The sequence below is a fragment of the Sorangium sp. So ce448 genome, assembly GCF_051520915.1.
Classification (GTDB): Bacteria; Myxococcota_A; Polyangia; order Polyangiales; family Polyangiaceae; genus Sorangium; species Sorangium cellulosum_B.
On sequence record NZ_CP150343.1, the window covers coordinates 7,106,442 to 7,125,525 of the forward strand.

The 19,084-nt window shown below is 71.5% G+C and carries 18 protein-coding genes and 1 pseudogene; 12 read left to right on the top strand and 7 right to left on the bottom strand.

The genetic code is table 11. The features are described 5' to 3' along the window. Positions 1-66 precede the first annotated feature (66 nt). Entirely contained in the window at positions 67-987 is a 921-nt protein-coding gene (locus WMF45_RS26850) for a PP2C family protein-serine/threonine phosphatase (RefSeq protein WP_437707318.1), read from the top strand. A 19-nt stretch (positions 988-1,006) separates the two neighbouring features. Here the strand turns inward: WMF45_RS26850 and WMF45_RS26855 are convergent, their stop codons facing one another. Beyond that, positions 1,007-1,888: an SCE4755 family polysaccharide monooxygenase-like protein gene (locus WMF45_RS26855; RefSeq protein ID WP_437707319.1), complete on the bottom strand. Its 882-nt coding sequence runs from the start codon at positions 1,886-1,888 to the stop codon at positions 1,007-1,009. 356 nt (positions 1,889-2,244) lie between these two features. Here WMF45_RS26855 and WMF45_RS26860 point away from each other — a divergent pair, with 356 nt between their 5' ends. Continuing rightward, positions 2,245-3,090, top strand: coding sequence for an aldo/keto reductase (locus WMF45_RS26860; RefSeq protein ID WP_437707320.1), 846 nt, complete (start codon positions 2,245-2,247; stop codon positions 3,088-3,090). Positions 3,091-3,268: 178 nt separating this feature from the next. Then, positions 3,269-4,153 carry a hypothetical protein gene (locus WMF45_RS26865; RefSeq protein ID WP_437707321.1) on the top strand — a complete coding sequence of 295 codons (885 nt, stop codon included), beginning with the start codon at positions 3,269-3,271 and terminating at the stop codon, positions 4,151-4,153. A gap of 76 nt (positions 4,154-4,229) precedes the next feature. Here WMF45_RS26865 and WMF45_RS26870 read toward each other — a convergent pair whose 3' ends face one another. Next, positions 4,230-5,687, bottom strand: a complete 1,458-nt coding sequence (locus WMF45_RS26870) for a thioredoxin family protein (protein WP_437707322.1) — start codon at positions 5,685-5,687, stop codon at positions 4,230-4,232. A 170-nt stretch (positions 5,688-5,857) separates the two neighbouring features. Between WMF45_RS26870 and WMF45_RS26875 the strand changes: the two genes are divergently transcribed. After that, a complete protein-coding gene (locus tag WMF45_RS26875) occupies positions 5,858-6,523 on the top strand; it encodes a hypothetical protein (RefSeq protein WP_437707323.1) in 666 nt (221 codons plus the stop codon). 131 nt (positions 6,524-6,654) lie between these two features. After that, positions 6,655-7,401, top strand: a complete 747-nt coding sequence (locus WMF45_RS26880; protein WP_437707324.1) for a hypothetical protein — start codon at positions 6,655-6,657, stop codon at positions 7,399-7,401. Between the two features lie 14 nt (positions 7,402-7,415). Here the strand turns inward: WMF45_RS26880 and WMF45_RS26885 are convergent, their stop codons facing one another. Continuing rightward, positions 7,416-8,270 carry an alpha/beta fold hydrolase gene (locus WMF45_RS26885; RefSeq protein WP_437707325.1) on the bottom strand — a complete coding sequence of 285 codons (855 nt, stop codon included), beginning with the start codon at positions 8,268-8,270 and terminating at the stop codon, positions 7,416-7,418. 107 nt (positions 8,271-8,377) lie between these two features. Between WMF45_RS26885 and WMF45_RS26890 the strand changes: the two are divergent. The 3 genes and pseudogenes from WMF45_RS26890 to WMF45_RS26900 form a co-directional block, all read left to right on the top strand. Continuing rightward, positions 8,378-8,689, top strand: a pseudogene (locus WMF45_RS26890) (type 1 glutamine amidotransferase domain-containing protein); the annotation flags it as partial. A gap of 360 nt (positions 8,690-9,049) precedes the next feature. Continuing rightward, entirely contained in the window at positions 9,050-11,056 is a 2,007-nt protein-coding gene (locus WMF45_RS26895) for an OPT family oligopeptide transporter (protein ID WP_437707326.1), read from the top strand. Positions 11,057-11,701: 645 nt separating this feature from the next. After that, on the top strand, positions 11,702-11,938 hold the full coding sequence (locus WMF45_RS26900) for a hypothetical protein (RefSeq protein ID WP_437292665.1): 237 nt from the start codon (positions 11,702-11,704) through the stop codon (positions 11,936-11,938). On the opposite strand, the gene WMF45_RS26905 is transcribed toward WMF45_RS26900, so the two are convergent. Next, on the bottom strand, positions 11,875-12,141 hold the full coding sequence (locus WMF45_RS26905; RefSeq protein ID WP_437707327.1) for a hypothetical protein: 267 nt from the start codon (positions 12,139-12,141) through the stop codon (positions 11,875-11,877). The two genes, WMF45_RS26900 and WMF45_RS26905, sit on opposite strands and share 64 nt — an antisense overlap. 116 nt (positions 12,142-12,257) lie before the next feature. Between WMF45_RS26905 and WMF45_RS26910 the strand changes: the two genes are divergently transcribed. Beyond that, positions 12,258-13,181: a LysR substrate-binding domain-containing protein gene (locus WMF45_RS26910; RefSeq protein ID WP_437707328.1), complete on the top strand. Its 924-nt coding sequence runs from the start codon at positions 12,258-12,260 to the stop codon at positions 13,179-13,181. Between the two features lie 70 nt (positions 13,182-13,251). Here WMF45_RS26910 and WMF45_RS26915 read toward each other — a convergent pair whose 3' ends face one another. Further along, a complete protein-coding gene (locus tag WMF45_RS26915; protein ID WP_437707329.1) occupies positions 13,252-14,478 on the bottom strand; it encodes a PAS domain S-box protein in 1,227 nt (408 codons plus the stop codon). Positions 14,479-14,747: 269 nt separating this feature from the next. Here WMF45_RS26915 and WMF45_RS26920 point away from each other — a divergent pair, with 269 nt between their 5' ends. From WMF45_RS26920 to WMF45_RS26930, 3 genes are read left to right on the top strand one after another with little or no spacing between them, the layout of a single operon-like run. Then, positions 14,748-15,617 (top strand): ABC transporter ATP-binding protein, encoded by an 870-nt coding sequence (locus WMF45_RS26920; protein WP_437707330.1) that lies wholly within the window; start codon positions 14,748-14,750, stop codon positions 15,615-15,617. Beyond that, positions 15,610-16,443 carry an ABC transporter permease gene (locus WMF45_RS26925; RefSeq protein ID WP_437707331.1) on the top strand — a complete coding sequence of 278 codons (834 nt, stop codon included), beginning with the start codon at positions 15,610-15,612 and terminating at the stop codon, positions 16,441-16,443. The genes WMF45_RS26920 and WMF45_RS26925 overlap by 8 nt, the downstream gene beginning before the upstream one ends. A gap of 57 nt (positions 16,444-16,500) precedes the next feature. Then, a complete protein-coding gene (locus tag WMF45_RS26930) occupies positions 16,501-17,217 on the top strand; it encodes an aldo/keto reductase (protein WP_437707332.1) in 717 nt (238 codons plus the stop codon). On the opposite strand, the gene WMF45_RS26935 is transcribed toward WMF45_RS26930, so the two are convergent. Together WMF45_RS26935 and WMF45_RS26940 are read right to left on the bottom strand one after the other, a co-directional pair. Continuing rightward, positions 17,198-18,142 (bottom strand): alpha/beta fold hydrolase, encoded by a 945-nt coding sequence (locus WMF45_RS26935; RefSeq protein WP_437707333.1) that lies wholly within the window; start codon positions 18,140-18,142, stop codon positions 17,198-17,200. The genes WMF45_RS26930 and WMF45_RS26935 overlap by 20 nt on opposite strands. After that, positions 18,139-18,771: a TetR/AcrR family transcriptional regulator gene (locus WMF45_RS26940; RefSeq protein WP_437707334.1), complete on the bottom strand. Its 633-nt coding sequence runs from the start codon at positions 18,769-18,771 to the stop codon at positions 18,139-18,141. Before WMF45_RS26940 ends, WMF45_RS26935 begins: the two co-directional genes overlap by 4 nt. Positions 18,772-19,084 lie beyond the last annotated feature (313 nt).

Sequence of the window (19,084 nt, forward strand, 5' to 3'; positions counted from 1 at the left end):
AGGCACGAGGCGCGCCGCGCGTCGAGCGCCCTCCCTCGGGCAGCGCCCCCGCTGTACGATGCGCGCATGCCCGTGTACCGCACGTCCGCCGTCGAACACGCCGCGGCGATCGCCGTGGCGGTCCGGACCGACGTGGGCCTCAGCCGCGAGCACAACGAGGATACCTTCCTGATCAGCGATCTCGCGCGCGGGCTCGCCCATGGGCCCGCGGCCGCCCAGGCGTCCGCCGCCCAGGCGTCCGTCGCGCCGCCGCTCGCCGTGTCGCTCGGCGTCTACGACGGCTCCGGCGGCGCGTCGTCCCCCGACGCGGCGAGCCGGCTCGCGGCGCGCATCGTCCACGAAATCCTCACCCGCTCCGCGCCCCGATCGAGCGACGCCCTCGAGCGGAGCCTCCTCGAGGCGATCGGCGAGGCCGGGCGCGCCGTCCGCGACAACGCCCGCCGGAGCTCACCGCACCGGAACAGCGGCACCACGGCGACCGTGGCCGCGCTCTGCGATGAGCGCCTCCTGCTCGCGCAGGTCGGCGACAGCCGCGCCTACCTCCTCCGCAGCGGCGTCCTCACCCAGCTCACCCGCGACCAGACCCTCCTCCAGTCGCTGCTCGACAGGGGCACGCTGCGGCCCGAAGAGGCCGCCACCTTCGAGCACAGGGGCGCGATGCTCCAGGCGCTCGGGCTCCGCGAACACCTCACGATCGCGCTCTCCGCCGTCGAGCTCCGCCGCGAGGACACCCTGCTGCTCTGCACCGACGGGCTGAGCGACCTCGTCGACGATCGGCACATCGCCGCCACGCTCGACGCCCACCCCGACCCCGCGGCGGCCGCCGGCGCCCTGATCGACGCCGCGCTCGCCGCCGGAGGCCGCGACAACGTGACCGCGCTGGTCACGCGGTTCGACGGCCCCTGGCTCCCCCCGCCGGCCAGCGACCGCGCCGCGGAGATCATCGAGATCGCCAGGTTCGCCGAAGGGCCGACCCGCCGCTCCTGACGGCGCGCCGGCCCCGCGATCACGAGCGCCGCGACCCGCGACAGGCAGCGTCCTGCCGCGGCGCCAGCCGGCCTCGCCTCCGCCCGCGCGCCGCGAGCGCGAGGGCGGCGAGCGCGCCGAGCCCCGCCGAGATCGGAGCCCCGCCCGCCGCGCCGCCGAAGCTGCACCCGCCGTCGTCCTCCGCCGCGCCAGAGCCCTCGTCAACGCCGGCGCCCGTCGTCGCGCCCCCGCCCGTGCCCGCGCCCGCGCCTGTCGTCGCGCCCGCGCCCGTGGCCGCGCCCGTCGTCGCGTCTCCGCCTGCGCCCGCCGTGGCGCTGCTGCTCGCGCTCGTCGCCGCGTCCCCGCCCGCGCCCGTCGCGCCGCCGCCCGTGCCGGCGCCGGAGCTCGCGGCGCTCGTCGCGGCACCAGGGTCGGAGGACTTGAGCACCAGATCCGCACAACGGTAGTAGAGGGTGGCCGGCCTCCTGTCCGTCATGACCTGGATGAGCTGAAGCGTGCAGTTGTCACACTCCACGTCCGGGAGCGTGACCTCCGCCGAGTACGATCCTCCTTTCTTGTCGGCGATGCCGTCGAGCAGGCAGCCCTTGTCCACCCCCGGCTCGCAGAGATCGTTCTCATTGGCCGGCTCCGGGAAATCGTCGAAGCCGTCGTCGTCGAACATGATCCGGAAATGCCCGGGGTGATCGATCGTCTCGTTCCACGTCACCGCGATGGTCTCGCCCGGCTCGAACACGGTGACCGTCTCGCCCCGCGCATCGCCGCGAGCACCGCAAGGCGCCACCTTCTGCTGGTCGTCCGCGTGCCTCGGCGCGGGGGACGTGAGGTCGATGTGCGCGCGGCTCAAGCCAGCGAACGACATCACGGCGGCCAGCACGAACGATCCCATCAGCATGCAACGCATCGATCCACCTCCTCGGAGCCCGCGGGCAGCGCAATCTACACAGCGGCTCATCGTCTGTCTGCGACGTCCTCAAGCAAGGAATTTTCCACGAACGGGGCGCCAGCGACCGACGTCGCGAACCGCCGGGCTCAGCCCGGTAAAGGCGCTCGGGCTTGCTTTTCGTGGTGAATTCAGCGATCCCACCCGGGGTGGAGGGGCGCCTCTGGACCGCCGATCAGGTAGAAGACGCTGTGTCCATGCGGCTCTCCGTGAAGGGAGGCCAGCGCGGACCGCGTGGGGGTGGGGCCCGGCCGGCTCTGCCGGCGGGCGGGGGCGGCGCGTGCCGCCCCCGGTGACGAAAGCGGAGGTTCATCATCATGGAGCAGCGCGCACTCGGTTCTACTGGCGTCGAGATCCCGGTCGTCGGACAGGGCACCTGGCAGATGGAGATGGACGATGAGGCGGCCTGCATCGACGCCATCCGGCGGGGGATCGACGCGGGCATGACGCACATCGACACGGCGGAGATGTACGGCTCGGGCGCGGTCGAGGCGCTCGTCGGCAAGGCGATCACCGGCCGCCGCGACGAGGTGTTCCTCGCCTCCAAGGTGCTGCCCAGCAACGCGAGCTACGCCGGCACGATCGCGGCGTGCGAGCGCAGCCTGGAGCAGCTCCGCACCGACCGGCTCGACCTCTACCTCCTCCACTGGCCCGGGTCGTACCCGCTCGAGGAGACGTTCCGCGCCTTCAAGGACCTGAGGGACAAGGGCAAGATCCGGTATTTCGGCGTCAGCAACTTCGACCAGGCGGAGCTGTCGAAGGCGATCGCCATCGCCGGAGCGCGCGAGATCGCCTGCAACCAGGTGCTCTATCACCTGCTCGAGCGGTCGATCGAGCACCGGGTGCTGCCGCTCTGCGAGCGGCACGGCATCGCGGTCGTCGCCTACAGCCCGTTCGGCTCGGGCCGATTCCCGGCGCCGGACAGCGCCGCGGGCAGGGTGCTCGCGTCGATCGCCGCCGCCCACCGCGCGACGCCGTGGCAGGTCGCGCTGCGCTTCCTGCTCCGCCGCCAGCCGGTCTTCGTGATCCCCAAGGCCGCGAACGCCGCGCACGCGCTCGACAACGCGGCCGCGGGCGATCTGCGCCTCGGCAGCGAGGACATCGCCCGCCTCGAGACGGCCTTCCCGCTCGGCCGGGATCGCGGCGTGCTGCCGACGCTGTAAAGCGGGCGGCGAACAGAGGAACCGTGAGGACGCCACGAGCCACCAAGAGTGGAATTTCCCCTTGGTGTCATCTGGCGCCTTGGCATGTCTTTCCTTCAGGAGCCTCGCGAGCCCCGCTTCGTTCCGCTGAACGGCAGGGGCTCTCCTGGCGGGAGGCCGAACGTGGCATACTGCGGACATGAGCCACGCACGCTTATCCTCGCTTCTCTTCGGGCTTTTTCTCGCCGCCTGCAGCGGCACGGTCGAGATCCCGTCGAGCAGCGGCAGCGACGACGTTCGCAATCTCTGCGGCGGCACGGTCGATATGCCGTCCGGCAGCGGCGGCGGCAGCGGTGGCAGCGGTGGCAGCGGCGGCACCGGCGGCACCGGCGACAGCGGCAGCACCGGCGGTGCTGGGGGCTCCGCCAGCTCGACCTCGAGCGGCGCGATACCGCTCGCGTGCGGAGGGCGCAGCGGGGGGATCTGCGGCAAGGAGGACTTCTGCGACTTCCCCGACGACTCGTGCGGAACGTTCGACACCACAGGCCGGTGCACACCCCGGCCCGGGGGGTGCCCGGAGGACTGCCCGGGCGTCTGCGGGTGCGACAACAAGTTCTACTGCAATGCGTGCGCTGCGCAGCAGGCCGGGGTGGATGTCTCGGCGAATGCCTCCTGCGTCGAGCCCGAGGTCGGCCGCTACACCGCCTCTTACTGGCCCGGCGGGCTCGATCACCTCACCGTCTACAGGGCCCGGCCAGAGGCGGACCTCTGCGTGGTGCTCTATGCCGAGGCGCCGAGCAGGCAGTCGCCTGCGGGGTTCGACATCGTCACGGTCCCGGAGGCGTGGCGTGTGTCGCGCATCCTGATGCGCAAGGGGGCGGCCAGCTGCGCGCCGGACGCCCAGGGCTCAGCGGACGCCGCCGTGAGCGCGACCAGCGCGACCGGGAGCCTGACGGTGCAAACCTTGGGGAGCACCTCCATGCCCTCCACCATCGACATGGACATCACCGTGATCTTCCCGGAGGAGCACGCGAGCGACCGCCTCCGCGTGACGGGCCTTGTCGTGGGCACCGAGGGGACGTAGCGGGCGCCGGAAGCCACGGGCGGCGCTTCTTCACACCGCCGCCGCGCTGGGCCTCCTCCGCCTCGGCGCGCCGCGGTCAGCGCTTCTTCACACCGCCGCCGCGCTGGGCCTTCTCCGCCTCGGCGAGCCGCCGCCGCGCGTCGTCCAGGGCCGCCTGGCTGGCGTGGCCCTTCGGCAGCGCCTCGTAGCCGGCCACCTCCTCGCGCAGCGTGGCGATCTGCTCCGCGCCCCGCCCGAGCCGCTGCTGGATCTCCGCGCGGAGCTTCAGGTAGCGCAGCCGGCGCGGGCCATAGGCGCGCCCGATGGCCCGCTCCACCGCGGCGAGCGCCTCCGCCTCGCGGCCCATCGCGTGGAGCACCTGCGCGAGCCGCGCGGGCGGCTCGTACGAGGCGGGCATCTGCGCCTCGCGCTCCGAGAGCATCGCGACCGCCTCCTCGCCGCGGCCGAGCGCGATGTACGCCATGGCGCGCCCGTAGTCGTATGCGGCGGCCGCCTCGGGCGTCTTCGCCTCCTTCGCGGCGCGCTCCAGCACGGCGAGCTTCGACTCGCTCGCAGCGCGGGCCCCGCCCGCGTCGCCGAGCGCCTCGAGCCCCTCGGCGAGCAGGCCCCACGCGTCGGCCCTGTCGTCCGCGCTCGCGTCCGCGGGCGGGCTCGCGACGATCGACCGCAGCCGGGCGACCGCCGCCTCGCGCGCGGCCCGCTGGGCCTTGCCGCCGGGGAGCGCCGCCGCGCAGGAGAGCAGGACGCTCGCGAAATCAGCGGGCAGCGCCGCGCCCTTCACCTCGCCGACGTGCGCGCTGCCGAGCTCCGCGCACGCCGCGGCGTCCTTCTTGCGGTAGAGCGCCGCCAGCAGGCCGAGCAGCGCCTCGCTGCGCCGCGGCCAGGCCTCCCCGCCCCGGGCCAGGGCGCGCCGGTAGGCGGACACCGCCGCGGCGTGGTCCCCGGCGCTGTGGGCCCGCTTCGCCTCGACAAGCAGGCGGTTCGGATCGTCCGCGGGCAGCGCCGAAGCAGCCTTGGAATCCATCGCGAGCAGCGCCTCGCGGATCAGCTCGCGCAGTTCCTCGACCGAGGCGGCGCCCCGCCATAGCCCGATCACCTCGCCGCCCGCCGGCTCGAGGACGAAGAACGTCGGCCACACCGTCACCTCGTGCCGCTCCAGGAACGGCGCGCTCTCCGGTCGATCCGTGTCGACGTCCGCGAACACCACCCGATCGGCGAACGGGCGCAGCGACGGATCGGTCAGCACGTAGTGCTTCATGCTCAGGCAGGTGTGGCACCAGGGCGCCCACGCATCGACGAACAGCGCCTTGCCCTCGGTCCGGGCCTTCTCGTGCGCCCGCGGCACGTCGTCGTGGATGAATTCGAGCGGCGGCTGCGTGGCCGTCGGCTCCGGGCCGGCAGCGGGCGAGGGGGCCGCGGCTGGCGGCGACGGCGCGGCGACCGGAGGCGCCGGCGCGCGTGGCGGCGGCTCGGCGGCGCAGGCAGCGAGGGCGGCGGCGGAGACGAGGGCGGGGAGCAGGGCCGGGGCACGCACGGCCGGACATGGTAGCCGAACCGCGGGGGGCTCGCCCTCGCTGCGACGGGCGAGCGCGGCACCGGGACCGAGCGCGGCACCGGGACCGGATCGCGGCGTCGCTGGCAGGCGCCTCGGTGCGTCGACAAGGCGCTCCCCGACAGCCGCAAAGCTGGTACAGTCCCGCCGCAGTGAACGATTACGCGGGTCGGTGCGGCAGCTGCGCGGCATTCACCCGGGCGCACGACGATCCAGCGCGCGGCCGCGTCGGCGAGTGCGCCCTCGAGGTGTACCCGCCGCCGATCAAGGCGACAGCGACGTGCGCCCGTTACCGTGCCAAGGGCGCGCCTCCGCCGCCACCGCCACCCCGGGCGGCGGGCCAGCCGCGCGGCACCGGCGTCAGGCCGCGGGCGCCCGAGCGCGCCCCGTTGCCGGAGCGCCGGCCGAGCGCGGCGCCGCAGCCCTTCCGTTCGACGCTGCCAAGGGAGATCGACATCGACATGGATATCGACGAGTTCCGCCGTGTGCTGCGCGAGGTGCTGTCCGAGGAGCTCGGCGTCGGCCGCGCGGAGATCGGCGGCCGCTGGGAAGGCGGGGAGATCGTGCTCCGGCCCGGCAAGGAGGGCACGGCCGAGAAGCGCATCCCGCTCGACGTGTTCTTCCACAAGATCGTGATGCTCCGCGACAAGCTGCGCGTGCTGGAGCAGAAGATCAACGGGCACGAGGGGCTGAGCGACGCGGAGAAGGTCCAGCTCCAGGCGTACATCACGGGCTGTTACGGGACGCTCACGACGTTCAACGTCCTCTTCGCGCGCCGGGAAGACGGGTTCACAGGCAGCGGCCGAGACAGCGACTGATACCCCATCTGACCTGCGCCGGGAGCGCGATGGCTCTCCATCTCGTGCCTCGTGCGGGCCATGGGGCCTGATCACTCCCTCGGCCCTCCGCTTCGGCCTGCTGGGCCCGGGCGCGGCGCTATACTTGCCCCGTGTTCCGTTCCGATCGAGACGCGCTCGCGGGCAAGCTCGACGACGTTCAGGCCGAGAACGAGCGCCTGCGCCGACAGAACGAGGCCATGCGTCACGCCCTGCTGGCGCAGCGCGTCGGCGGCCAGCCTGTTGCCTCCAACACGTATCGCGGCGGCGTGGCGCGGCTGGGCGCCGGTGAGCGGGTCGCGCTCGCGCGGCATCAGCTCGAGGCGTTTCCTGTGTGGGCCACGGCGCTGCTGCACGTCGTGACGTTCGGAATCGTGTCGTTCGTCCGCTTCAATGCGATGCACGCCCAGCTGCCCCGGGCCGAGCGCGACGATCCGTCCGTGGGGAAGGCCATCGGCCTGCACCTCGCCCCGTACTTCAACTACTACTGGGTCTTCTGGAACGGCCTCAGGCTCTGTGATCGCGTGAACCTGCAGTGCCGCCTGCGGGGCATGCCCGACGGCGTGCCGCGGGGCCTGGTCATCGCGGCGTGCGTGGCGAGCGTCATCCCGTACATCCAGCTCCTGGCCGGCCCGATCACCTGGCTGTTCGTCGCCATCGCCATGCAGCGCACGGTGAACCGGATCGTCGAGCTCGACGCGCGCACCACGAGCCAGCGCGTCGAGCCCGTCGACGCGGGGGCTGGCGTGTTCGGCGCGCGGTTCCCTGCGGTTCAGGCGCTGCCGGACGACGTCGCCGTCCAGGCGGAGGCCGAGGCGGAGGCCGCGGCGGCGCTCGCCGAGCAGCGGCAACGCCGCTAGCGCGCCGCCCTGCGCTATCGGCAGTCGGCCGCGTCCTCTGGCTTCTTCGTATCCATCCAGCGAAGCGCCATCGTCGTTGCCATCACGGCGAAGCTCCAGACCAGGGTGAGCAACGCCTCGGGGTTCTCGATCTGCGGGAGGTGGCCAGTGTCGGCGAGGAGCTCGAAGCGGGCGCCGGGGATGGCCGCTGCGTAAGCGCGGCCGTAGTCGGGCGTGCTGATGCGGTCACTGTCGCCCCAGACGATGAGGGTGGGAAGGGTGATGGCGGACAGCCGGGAGCGCAGGGTCGGGTCCGTCATGCTGCCGCCGTAGATGCGCAGGGCGGCGAAGTTGCCGGCGATCGAAGCCTCCATTGCGGCGCGCTGGGCCTCGCTGAGGCGGGACACGTCGATGCGGAAGGGCGCAGGGTCGTGGTAGCTAAGCTCGGCGAGCTGGCCCTTGGGCAAGCCGAACACGTCGGCGACGGGCTGGTCGGCGACGTGGATGCCGACGGCATCGACGAGGACGATGCCGTGGATTCGAGGGCTGCCAAGCAGCGCGAGCTCGGCGGCGATCCAGCCGCCGATGGAGTTGCCGACGACGGTGACCTCGGTGAGGTCGAGCTGATCGAGCAGGGCGCGGTAGAGCCGGGCGAGGGCGGGAATGCTGTCCAGCCATTCCGGTCGGGGGGTGCCGCGGAAGCCGGGGTGGGTGGGCGCGATCACCCGGGCGTGTTCGCGCTTGGCGAGGGTCTGGGCGAAGCGGTCCACCGACTGAGGGCCGGCGCCGCCGTGCAGCAGCAGGATCGGCCGCCCCTCGCCGCGGGCAGCGACGGTCACCTCGGCAAGCCCGCAGTCGGGGACGGTGACAGCGTACGTCGTGGTGGTCACGAAGAGGTCCTCTCGCGTCGGATGACAGGCGCCGACTCGAGCCGAGGTTAACACGGCCCGACGCCGGTTGGCGCGGGCGGCTCGGCTCGGATTGGCGTATGCGATGCGGCGTCGTGGGCGCCGTGTGCCACGGGCCCGCGGCGCTCGTGAACGTGCGCCTCTCGTCCGGACAGTACCTCGTCGCCGGCAAGCCGGTGAGCGCGTTCACGAACGAAGAGGAACGCGCTGTGAAGCTCGACGCCGTCGTGCCGTTCCTCCTCCAGGATCGGCTCGTCGAGCGCGGCGCGCTCTTCCAGCCTGCAGCGCCGTGGCAGGAGCAGGTCGTCGTCGCCGAGCGCCTGGTGACCGGGCAAAACCCTGCGTCGGCCGCGGGCGTCGCCGAGGCGATGGTCCGCCTGCTCCACCCCGAAACGCGTTGAAGGGGTCGTGCCCCCGATGCGCTCACTGGGCGGCGAGGCCGGAGAGCGCGTATCCGAGCCGGTGCGACGTTGAGGAAGACAGGAACGCTCCGCGGAGGTGAGACAGCCTCCGGCCGGGCCCGCGAGCGGCGCCGACAGGCGCGAGCCTCGTGACACGGGGCCAGCAATTCCGTCGCAGCATGGGTTCGCCGGGATCGTCGGCGGGGCGCGGGGGCGACGGCGTGAACGGGGAATCGGCGAGATCTGCGCCGTGGGCGCTCGCCGAAGAGATGCGCGGCGCGTCGCCCACCATGGTACAAGGTGCGAGGAGGTCGCCGCGCAATGGCCATCAAACAGCTCACGCCAGAGCAGGTTCACACCATGTCCCTCGAAGAGAAGGACACATGGTGGCTGAAGAACGTCTACCGCGGCGACATGCCCCAGCTCACGTGGCGCTCGGCGATCACAGGCATGCTCCTCGGCGCGTTCCTGTCGCTCACGAACCTGTACATCGGCGCGCGCACCGGCTGGTCGCTCGGCGTCGGGATCACGAGCGTGATCCTGGCCTTCGGGCTCTTCAAGGTGCTCTCCAGGCTCGGCCTCGGCAGCGACATGACCGTGCTCGAGAACAACGCGATGCAGTCCATCGCGACGTCGGCCGGATACATGAACGCGCCGCTCTTCACGAGCCTCGCGGCCTACTCGATGGTCACGACGACGATCATCCCCATGGGCCAGGCGATGATCTGGATGTTCGTCCTCGCCATCCTGGGCGTGCTCTTCGCCTTCCCGATGAAGAAGCGCTTCATCAACGACGAGCAGCAGCCCTTCCCCGAGGGGATGGCCGCCGGCGTCGTGATGGACGCGCTGCACGAGAGCGACGAGAAGGAGGGCCTCTTCAAGGCGAAGCTCCTCCTCGGCGGCGGCCTCCTGAGCGCCGCGCTCGAGCTCCTCCGCGACGACAAGGTGATGCGCGCGCTCTTCGCGCTCAAGAACATCCCGCATTACTACGACGAGTTCCTCTATGGCGGGGGCTTCGCCGATCTGCTCAAGCGCTGGGGCCTCTCGCCGGCCATCCGCGGCACCCCCCTGAACGAGCTCACCATCCGGTTCGACACGAGCATCATCTTCGTCGCCACGGGCGGCCTGATGGGCATCCGGACCGGCGTGTCGCTCCTCCTCGGCGGCATCCTCAACTACTGGGTCCTCGCCCCTCTGCTGATCGAGCGCGGGATCATCCTGCCGAAGAACGGGCATTTCGGGTTCGGGGCGATCACCCTCTGGGCGCTGTGGGGCGGCGTCGCGTGCATGACGACGTCCTCTCTCTACGCCTTCTTCTCGAAGCCCAAGGTGATCATCGACGCGTTCAAGGGCCTCACCAAGAAGGGCGGAGCGACCGACGTGCTCGCGGACATCGAGCTTCCGGTGAAGGTGTCGATCATCGGCATACCCGTCGTCGGCGCGGTGATCGTGGTGCTCGGGCAGCTCTGGTTCGGGATCTCCTGGTGGCTCGGGGCGCTCGCGATCCCGCTCGTCTTCATCTTCTCGCTCATCGCGGTCAACTCGACGGGCATCACGGCGATCACCCCGACCGGGGCGCTCGGCAAGCTGACGCAGCTCACCTACGGCGCGCTCGCGCCGAAGAACATCACGACGAACCTGATGACGGCCGGGATCACCGCCGAGGTCGCGAGCAACACGGCGAACCTGCTGATGGATATCAAGCCGGGCTACATGCTCGGCGGCAAGCCGCGCCACCAGGCGATGGGGCACGTGCTCGGGACGGTCGCGGGGCTCGTGCTCTCGGTGCCCGTCTGGTACCTCGTGCTCATCCAGGGCGACATCGGCCGCTACGGGACGGAGCGGCTGCCGGTCCCGAGCGCGCTCACGTGGAAGGCCGTCGCCGAGGTGCTGATGAAGGGGCTCGATTTCCTCCACCCGACGGCCAAGTCCGCGGTGGTGGTCGGGGCGATCGTCGGGATCCTCGTCGAGATCACGAGGCAGGTCACGAAGAACCGATTCCCCCTCTCCGCGGTCGCCCTGGGGCTCGCGTTCATCCTCAACTTCACCGATATCTGGTCGATGTTCCTCGGCTCGTTCCTCTTCTGGCTGCTCGAGCGGCGCGCCGCGCTCTGGCGCAAGAAGCGCGAGCAGGAGACACGGCTCAGCGAGACGGCGCCGGGCGGGCGCTCGGACGCGCCGCCCGCGCGGCCCTGGTACGCGCTCGCCGCGGACAACACCGAGGCCATCTGCGCGGGCGTGATCGCCGGAGGCTCGCTGATGGGCATCGGCCTCAGCGTGCTCGGCGTGCTTGTGCTGCCCGACGTGCTGGAAGCCGAGAGCCTCACCAAGGCGCTCGGACAGATCCTTCAGTTCCTCCCGAAGTGAAGCGCTGGCGGCCGCGAGCGGGCCCATCCGGCTCGCTCGCGGCCGCCTGCTGAACCCGATCCGCCGCGCCGGCGAGCTCGGGACGGCGCCTCGCCGTGCGAGCGCACGCGGAGGTGGAGGTGCGTTGGCGGCTCGCCGTGCCGGCCCAGCCATGCAGCGGCGCCTCACTGTGACAGGAATGCGCGCCGTGGAGGGCCTCGGCGAGCGCGCACCAGGACCGCGCGGGCGCAGCACGTCGCGCTGTCGAGCCGCTCCGCTCGGAGTCGCTCGTGGCGCGGTTCATGCAGCCTTGTTTGCACCGCGTCAACACGAGGTCAGCCAAGGACGCGCGAGGAAAGAACCGTCCATGCCGGTGAATGCGCCCCCCTCCCGAGGAACGCCCAACCCCGAGCCCGTCGGTGATCCCGGACGGGGTCCGCCGGTGCAGGATCCGGCGCCGAGCGAGCCCCCGCGCCGCGATCCCGATCCTGGCGAGCCGGCGCGTCGGGACCCCCCTCCCCCTCCACCAGCGCCCGGAGAGCCCTCTCCGGAGATCGAAGACCCGCCGGCGCCGGGACAGCCACCCAAGGAGCCCGGGGTGATCGCGAGGGCCGGCCGCGCTCGGCGCGCGGCGCAACGTCATCCCCTAACCGTCGAGAGGTTTCCATGAACACGTGTGACTGCTGCGGCAACAGCTACGACAAGGCATTTCAGATCATGGTGAGCGGCACGAGCTACACCTTCGATTGCTTCGAGTGCGCGATTCACAAGCTCGCGCCCGTGTGCGCCCACTGCGCCTGCCGCATCGTGGGGCACGGCATCGAGGCCGGCGGGGCGTTCTACTGCTGTGCGCACTGCTCCAAGCAGGAGGGCGTGGAGGGGGCCATCGATCGCGTGGCCTGAACCGCCGCCGCGGTGCCGGCCGCGCTCAGCCCGCCGTTCGCGCGGCCCCGCGGGTCGATCTGCGCGAGGTCGTACCGCGCGCTCGGCGGGGTCGACCCGCCCTGCACCGGGGGCGTCGCCGCGAGCCGATCTGCGACCAGGGTGGCGGCCAGGATGAAGAGCAGCAGCGCGACGCCCGTGTGCCCGCGAGCCTGCGTGAGCATAGATGCCTCCTTCGCGGCGAGGCGATCGCCTCGCGCTCCAGGAAACTAGATCTTGGACGCGCGTATGATAATGCTGGCCCGCCGACGAGGATTGCGTCGCGGAAGGAACGAATGGGATGGAGCCGGCGGGCGGTCACCTCGGTGAGATGAGGGCGTTCCTCGAGGTGGCGCGGCGGCAGAGCTTCTCGGCGGCGGCGAGGGCGCTCGGGCTCACGTCGTCGTCGGTCAGCAAGCAGATCGCGCGGCTGGAGGAGCGCCTCGGCGCGCAGCTCCTCCGGCGCACCACGCGCCGCGTGAGCCTCACGGAGGCGGGGAACCTGTACGCCGAGCGCGCAGACCGGATCCTCTCGGACATCGAGGAGGCGCAGCGGGCGGTCGCGGATCTCGACGGGACGCCCCGCGGGACGCTGCGCATCTCGGCGCCGACCGTCCTCGGCTCGATCCGCGTCGCGCCCGCGGTGCTGGCCTGTCGCGCGAGGTACCCGGAGCTCCGCATCGATCTCGACCTCACCGACCGCATCGTCGATCTGGTGGCCGAGCGCATCGACGTGGCGGTGCGCCTGGCCGCCGAGATCTCGCCTGCTTCCCTCGTCGCGCGGCGGCTCGCCGACGACCTGCGCGTGCTCTGCGCGAGCCCCCGGTACCTTCGGCGCCACGGGACGCCGCGCTGCCTCGAGGACCTGGCCGACCACGACTGCATCACGCTCAACCTCGAGCCTGTCGCCCGGTGGACGCTCGTGGGCCCCGAGGGCGAGCGCGTCGTCCCGGTGAGCGGCACGTTCCGCTCCAGCGACACGATCACGCTGCGCGACGCCGCGGTCGCTGGCGTCGGCCTGGCGAACCTCCCCGACTACGTCGTCCAGGATCAGCTCGAGAGCGGCGCGCTGCGGCGCGTGCTGCCGGAGTACGGCGCCTCGAAGCGCGCCAGCTTCGCGGTCTACGCCGCGCCCGCGCGCGCCGCGGTCCGCGTCGTCGTCGACGCGCTGGCCAGGGCGATGGGTCCAGCGGAGACGGCGAAGCCGACGCCGCGGAAGCCGTGAGCCAGCGCGGCGATGGTGAGGGATCGCAGGGGAGCCGAGGGAGCGCCGCGCCGGAGCGGCCGCGGCGCTGTCACAGGAGCCGCGGAGCAGCGCCCTGGGGCGAAGCGTGCGCTGCGCCGGCCGCGCGCTCCTTGCCCATCTGACGGATGCAGTACTGGAGCGCCGCCCGGAGGTTCCCGAGGGTGGTGATGTTGGCCAGATCGAGCCCGAGGCTGACGATGGTCTGGGCGACGTTCGAGCGGATGCCGGCGACGATGCCCTCGGCGCCGAGCAGCCTGATCGCGGCGACGAGATCGAGGAGGTAGCTCGCGGTCTTCGTGTCGACCAGCTCGACGCCGGTGAGATCGAGGATGGCGAAGCGCGAGCCCGTGCGGACGATCGCGTCGAGCAGGGTATCCATCACCTCCGCTGTCCTGGCGCTGTCGAGCACGCCGATCATCGGCAGGGTCAGCACGCCGTCCCACACCTGGATGATGGGAGTCGACAGGTCGCGGATGACCCGCTGTTGCCGCTCGATGAGCTCCAGCCTGGCCCTGAGCTCCTGCTCGGTGTTCTTTGGCTTGCTGATATCGAGGGTGAAGCCGACGACCGAGGACACCTCGCCCTTCTCGTCGCGCATGGGGACCTCCCAGTTGTCCCAGAACACCCCGTGCGTCAGGGACTCCGAATGGCTCGCTTCGCCCGCGAGCGCCCGCCGCAGCACCTCGCACCCGTGCGGGTTGCTCGCGTAGAGGTCGAACACGTTCTTGCCGATGTGCGCGCCCTGCTGGAGCCCGATGCCCTCGAGCGCCTTTCCCTCGTGGCACGTGAAGATCCCCTCGAGGTCGATGGCCCAGACGATGATCGGGAGCGACTGCGTGATGGCCTGCAGGATCACCTCTCTCTGATGGTGGCGGCGAGCCTGCTCGGCCCGCTCCGTCACGTCCTGCCCGAACACGCCGACGCCGATGATCTCTCCATGCTCGTCGAGGATGCGCTCGTGGCGCCACTCGACGCTCACCACGGCGCCGTCCTTCCTGACGTGGCTCCACACCCGGGGAGCCGCCCCGTCCTCCGCGAGGAGCTGCTGCCACGCGTCGGGGCTGCCGGACGCCGGCAGGAGCTCGTCCACGCGCTGGCCGAGCGCTTCCTTCGGCGCGTGGCCGAGCAGGCGCTCGGCCGCGCCGTTCCAGTCCTCGATCGTGAGCTCCTTGCCGTACTGGACGATCGCGACCGGCGCTCGCTCGAAGAGGCGTGCGCGCCTTCCGGCGAGTTTCTCGGCGTCGACTTCTGCCCATGACGTGGTGGCGGCGGTCATGGGGTGAAATTTACCCGGGGCGTTCGCGCACGTCGAAATAACTGCCATTCGTCTTCGTCGGACAGTCTGCAGAGCACCCTAGGTTCGTAAGGACGGATCCACTGTTGCTGTAGCAACACTCCGTGAGCAAGCGCCTGCTGCTCCAGCAGCAGGCCGCCATCTGTTATAACGGATTAGCGTCCAGGAAGCCGGCTCACGCTTGGTACGGGGCGTGCTCAACGGCGGTTCGTGAGGGGCTCCCTCGTCAAGGTTCGGGAGCAGGAGGAGCCATGAGCAGCAAGATCCAGTTCCACAATGTGAGCAAGACATTCGCCGTCAAGGGGCCTGCCGGCGCCAGGGAGAGCGCGCGGTTCACGGCCATCGAGGACATCAACCTCGACGTGAGGGCCGGCGAGCTGATGGTCCTCGTCGGGCCGAGCGGGTGCGGCAAGTCGACGCTCATCGATCTGCTCGGCGGCCTGTCGAAGCCGAGCAGCGGCAAGCTCCTGCTCGACGGCAAGCCGATCACGGGCCCGGCCCTCGATCGAGGGATCGTGTTCCAGCAGTATGCGCTGTTCCCGTGGCGGACGGCGCGCGAGAACGTCGAGTTCGGACTCGAGGCCAAGGGCGTCCCGGAGAGCCGGCGCAAGGAGATCGCCCAGGATTACCTGGATCTGGTCAGCCTCTCCGGCTTCGAGGATCGGTATCCGCACGAGCTGTCGGGCGGCATGAAGCAGCGGGTGGCCATCGCGAGGAGCCTCGCCTACGACCCGGAGGTGCTGATGATGGACGAGCCGTTCGCGGCGCTGGACGCGCAGACGCGCGAGTCGCTGCAGGCGGAGCTGCTCCGGATCTGGGAGAAGTCGCGCAAGACGATCCTGTTCATCACGCACAGCATCGACGAGGCGGTGTTCCTCGGGCAGCGGGTCGCGATCATGACGTCCCGGCCCGGCCGGGTGAAGCGGGTCATCGATATCCCGGAGGAGATCCGGGGCTATGAGGACGCGCGGTCGACGCCGGAGTTCGGCAGGCTGCGGCACGAGATCTGGACGCTGCTGCGCGAGGAGGTGCTGAAGGCCGAGGAGCAGGAGCGGAGCAAGCGGCAGAAGCGCGCGGCGGAGAGCCGCCCCGTGGCGGGCGTGGTGGCGGTCAATGGCTAGTTTGGAGCAATCGATTCCGCTGCCCGAGGAGTCGCAGCAAGGGCAGCTCGTGGGCGACGCGGCGCGGTGGCTCGGCCGCGCCCTCGCGCGGTCGGGGATCCTCCTCGCGGTCGCCGCGCTGTGGGAGACGGCGCCGCGGGTGGGCCTCGTGGAGGGGGCGTTCCTTCCGCCGCTCTCCGAGGTGCTGGGGACCGGGTGGCAGCTGCTCCAGAACGGGCAGCTCCTGAGCCACATCAAGGCGAGCCTGTCGCGCTCCCTCGTCGGCTTCACGCTGGCGATCTCGGTGGGCGTGCCGCTCGGGCTCGCGATCGGGTGGTACAAGGGCGTGGCGGACGCGCTGAACCCGCTGCTCGAGGTGCTGCGCAACACGGCGGCGCTCGCGCTCCTGCCCGTGTTCCTGCTGCTGCTCGGGATCGGGGAGTCCTCGAAGATCGCGCTCGTCATCTACTCGTGCACCTGGCCGATCCTGCTCAACACGATCAGCGGGGTGCGCGGGGTCGATCCGCTGCTCATCAAGTCGGCGCGCACGATGGGGCTGTCGCCGCTCCAGCTGTTCCGCAAGGTCATCCTGCCGGCCGCGGTCCCGACGATCTTCGTGGGTATCCGCCTGGCGGGCGCGTACTCGCTGCTCGTCCTCGTCGCGGCGGAGATGATCGGGGCCAAGGCGGGGCTCGGATACCTGATCATCTACGCGCAATACAATTTCCAGATCCCGAGCATGTATGTCGGCATCTTGACCATCACGGCGCTCGGGCTGACGTTCAATCACCTGCTCATGCGCGTCGAGCGGCGGTTCACGTCGTGGAAGGTCGCCCCGAAGGAGTGAGCCCAGGCCCTGCGGGGGCGCCGTGAAGATCACCGTTCATCGAGGGAGAGGACGAGCGTGAATCGAATCATCCTGGGCCGGACCGGCCTCGAGGTCAGCGTGCTCGGCCTGGGCGCGGGCGGCGACAGCCGGCTCGGGTCCGGGCGCATCGCGGAGGCCGAGTCGCTCCGGCTCGTCCGTGCGGCCGTGGAGCGCGGCGTGAACTTCATCGACACGGCGGAGGCGTACGGGACCGAGGGGCTCATCGGCAAGGCGCTCCGCGAGGTGCCGCGCGACAGCGTGGTGCTCTCGACGAAGAAGACGACGCGCCTCGAGGCGCCGCTCCGGCCGGAAGACGTTGTGTCGTCGCTGCATGGGAGCCTCGAGCGGCTCGGCACGGATCACGTCGACATCTACCATCTGCACGGCGTGCTGCCGGATCAGTACGCCGATCTGCGCGAGCGGATCGTCCCCGTGCTGCTGCGCCTGCGCGAGCAGGGCAAGATCCGCTTCCTCGGCATCACGGAGGCGTTCGCCGCCGATCCGACGCACGCGACGCTCGAGCAGGCGCTCCGCGACGATGTGTGGGACGTCGTGATGGTCGGGTTCAACCTTCTGAACCAGTCGGCGCGAGCGCGGGTGTTCCCGCTGACGCGGGCGAAGGACATCGGGACGCTGATCATGTTCGCGGTCCGGCGGGCGCTGAGCCGGCCCGATCGGCTGCGGGGTGTCGGGGCACTGAGGGGCGCTCGCCGGCGGGAGCGCGGGCGGAGGGTCACGCGACCGGCGCGGTGAGCCCGGGCGGCGCGGGAGGCGGCGCGACGTCGGCGGCGTCACGCGCGGCGTCGCTCCCGAGGAAGCGCGAGATCCGCCCGCAGAGCCGCGCGCGGAAGGCGTCATCGGTGGGGGGAGAGTGGCGGCACCCCTCGAGCAGCTCGGTCTCGGCGTGCGGCAGGAGCTCCTTCGCGCGCGCGAGCAGCTTCGCGCCGGGGAAGCTCACGTCGTCGTCGGCGCCGAACACGAGCGCGGGCCGCGTGAACCCGGCGAGGGACGCGGGCGTGGCGAGCGGCGGCGGGCGGAAATCGAGCCGGTAGCTGCGCACGGCGTCGCCGAAGTAGGAGCACCACAGGTCGTCGTGCGTGGAGAAGAGCCCGGAGACGAGGCGGGCGAGGCGCTCCTCCGAGGGGAAGGCGCGGTAGAGGGCCATCGGGATCGCGATGCGGGTGAGGCCTTGCCACGCCGAGCCCGACACCAGGGCCGCCGGCACGATCAGGACGAGCCGGTCGACGCGGGCGGGCGCGACCTGGGCCATGCGCAGGGCCGCGAAGCCGCCCCAGCTCACGCCGAGGAGGTGGACGCGCGCGAGGCCCAGCGCGTCGAGGACGTCGGTGAGCCACTCGGCGTAGGCGGGCCCGTCGATCGGCAGGCGGACGTCGGCGCTCTTGACGGACTGGCCGATGACGTCGACGACGTGGACGCGGTGGTGCGCGAGGAGCGGGCCGAGCTCGGGCATGAGGTGCGCGGAGCTGGCGAGCGCGCCGTGCAGGCAGACGAGCGGCGGGGCGTTCTCGGGGCCGGCGATGAGGACGTGCGTGGCGCCGAAGCGGGTGGAGACCTCGCGCGATCGGGTCGGGACCGGGAGCTTCTCGTGGAACCTGTCGAACCACGCCGCGATGCGCGCGCGCGCCTCTGGACTGCGGAACATGATGGATGACGTCATCGAGCCCTCCTGACGTTGGCTGCGGGGCGGAGGCCGCAGAGGTGCTGAGCGACGAGCCGATCGAGCAAGGCGATGGGCGACGGGTGCGCGCCCTGGGCCCAGGCGATCAGCGCGAAGTAGTAGAAGGAGAAGAAGGCGACGCCGAAGAGCGCGGGGTCGGCGTCGTCGGCGACCTCCCCCTGCGCGCGGGCGGCGTTGAAGAGCTCGACGACGCGGCCGTGCACGGCGGCGACCTGCTCGGTGAAGCGGGCCTGCCAGGGCGGGTCGGCGAACAGGGCGTCACGGAGCAGCGTCTTCGAGAGGGCCGGCCGGCGGGCGTAGTACGCGAAGAAGGCGGCCCCGAGCCGGTGGAGCCGCTGCTCGAGGGAGCCGGGCTCCTCGTCGCGGACGGCCTCGGCCGCGGTGGCGGCGAGGTCGTCGAACAGCGCGGCGTGGAGCAGGTCGCGCTTGTCGGCGAAGTGGAGGAGGACCGTGCCGGCGGCCACGCCCGCGTCCGCGGCGATGGCACGGACGTTGGCGGCCTCGAAGCCGTGGCGCTCGAAGTGGTCGCGCGCGGCCTCAAGGATCCGGGCGCGCGTCGCGTCTTTCTGGGCGTCGCGCCGGCCGGGCTTTTGGGTGAACGCGTTCACTGAACTAGTTCATTACATGAGAAAGAGTGGCGTACAATGAGAATTGAGCCCGGCGCGCAACGGGGTTGAGGGCGTCCCGTCTGGGCATCCGACCCAGGTTGAGGACGCCCGTCTGGGCAGACCCTGGGGCATCCGACCCAGGTTGAGGACGCCCGACCCAGGACGCCCGACCCAGGTTGAGGACGCCCGACCCAGGTTGAGGACGCCCGCCCGTCTTGGCATTCGACTCTGGGCACCCGACCCAGGTTGAGGGTGCCCGTCCGGGCATCCGAGCGAGCGTCCGACCCAGGTTGAGGACGCCCGACCCAGGTTG

Bases quoted from the DNA above. Each gene is read 5' to 3' on its own strand.
- WMF45_RS26860 (WP_437707320.1), top strand. From the start codon at position 2,245: ATGGAGCAGCGCGCACTCGGTTCTACTGGCGTCGAGATCCCGGTCGTC.
- WMF45_RS26920 (WP_437707330.1), top strand. From the start codon at position 14,748: ATGAGCAGCAAGATCCAGTTCCACAATGTGAGCAAGACATTCGCCGTC.
- WMF45_RS26895 (WP_437707326.1), top strand. From the start codon at position 9,050: ATGTCCCTCGAAGAGAAGGACACATGGTGGCTGAAGAACGTCTACCGC.
- WMF45_RS26855 (WP_437707319.1), bottom strand. From the start codon at position 1,888: ATGCGTTGCATGCTGATGGGATCGTTCGTGCTGGCCGCCGTGATGTCG.
- WMF45_RS26865 (WP_437707321.1), top strand. From the start codon at position 3,269: ATGAGCCACGCACGCTTATCCTCGCTTCTCTTCGGGCTTTTTCTCGCC.
- WMF45_RS26915 (WP_437707329.1), bottom strand. From the start codon at position 14,478: ATGACCGCCGCCACCACGTCATGGGCAGAAGTCGACGCCGAGAAACTC.
- WMF45_RS26935 (WP_437707333.1), bottom strand. From the start codon at position 18,142: ATGACGTCATCCATCATGTTCCGCAGTCCAGAGGCGCGCGCGCGCATC.
- WMF45_RS26900 (WP_437292665.1), top strand. From the start codon at position 11,702: ATGAACACGTGTGACTGCTGCGGCAACAGCTACGACAAGGCATTTCAG.
- WMF45_RS26910 (WP_437707328.1), top strand. From the start codon at position 12,258: ATGGAGCCGGCGGGCGGTCACCTCGGTGAGATGAGGGCGTTCCTCGAG.
- WMF45_RS26925 (WP_437707331.1), top strand. From the start codon at position 15,610: ATGGCTAGTTTGGAGCAATCGATTCCGCTGCCCGAGGAGTCGCAGCAA.
- WMF45_RS26905 (WP_437707327.1), bottom strand. From the start codon at position 12,141: ATGCTCACGCAGGCTCGCGGGCACACGGGCGTCGCGCTGCTGCTCTTC.
- WMF45_RS26850 (WP_437707318.1), top strand. From the start codon at position 67: ATGCCCGTGTACCGCACGTCCGCCGTCGAACACGCCGCGGCGATCGCC.